We start from the raw sequence: 667 nt of genomic DNA on the forward strand, positions 1-667 counted from the left end.
CCGCCGGGTACAAGGGCACCGCCACCGCCGGGGAGAAAGGCGAGATCCGCATCCGCTACTGGGACGAAAAGACCGAACGGTACCGAACCGTCATCGGCTATATCGGCGAAGACGGCCTGGAGCCGAACACGCACTACAGGCTCGACGACAACCACCGGTTCGTGAAGGTGGAGGGTTGATCATGAAACGAGCAACCGTTGTAACCGAACTGCCGGCCAGCACCAGCCGGGATATGGACAAGTTCGTTGTCCGACTGCCCGACGGCCTGAGGGCCGAGGTCGAAGCCGAGGCCAAGCGAGACGAGCGCAGCATGAACAGCGTGGTCATCATCGCCCTGCGCGAGTACCTGCATGGCCAGCGCCGAAAGCAAGCGCTCCTCGATGCGCTGACCACCGCCGCCGGAGGCCGCTGATCATGAGCCCCATCACCATCGTTCTCCGCTCAGGCATGGGCATGCAGATCGACTCGGTACGCCCATACCTGCGGAATGGTATGCCCATAGCAATCGGGCGCGCAGGCGCGGTTATCTCGCACTTTGCTGACGGGGACGCACACCTGGCGCTCCGCACCATCGCCGAGTTCCCCTGTCCCGAGCAGGACAACATGCCGGCGGCGAACATGCGGCAGATCGCGCTGGCGGCGCTGAGCGGGGCTGGGGTGAGTACGG

At 64.6% G+C, this 667-nt stretch carries 2 protein-coding genes; both read left to right on the forward strand.

What is annotated here, in order from left to right; genetic code table 11:
• The first annotated feature begins 181 nt into the window (after window positions 1-181).
• On the forward strand, window positions 182-412 hold the full coding sequence (locus HMPREF2581_RS11555; protein WP_023099127.1) for an Arc family DNA-binding protein: 231 nt from the start codon (window positions 182-184) through the stop codon (window positions 410-412).
• A gap of 2 nt (window positions 413-414) precedes the next feature.
• A partial coding sequence (locus HMPREF2581_RS11560) for a hypothetical protein (protein ID WP_218189480.1) occupies window positions 415-667 on the forward strand: 253 nt, incomplete at its 3' end.

It is taken from the genome of Pseudomonas sp. HMSC057H01, from assembly GCF_001836405.1.
GTDB lineage: Bacteria > Pseudomonadota > Gammaproteobacteria > Pseudomonadales > Pseudomonadaceae > Pseudomonas > Pseudomonas aeruginosa.

Coding starts and splice junctions, on each gene's coding strand:
- HMPREF2581_RS11555 (WP_023099127.1), top strand. CDS start 182: ATGAAACGAGCAACCGTTGTAACCGAACTGCCGGCCAGCACCAGCCGG.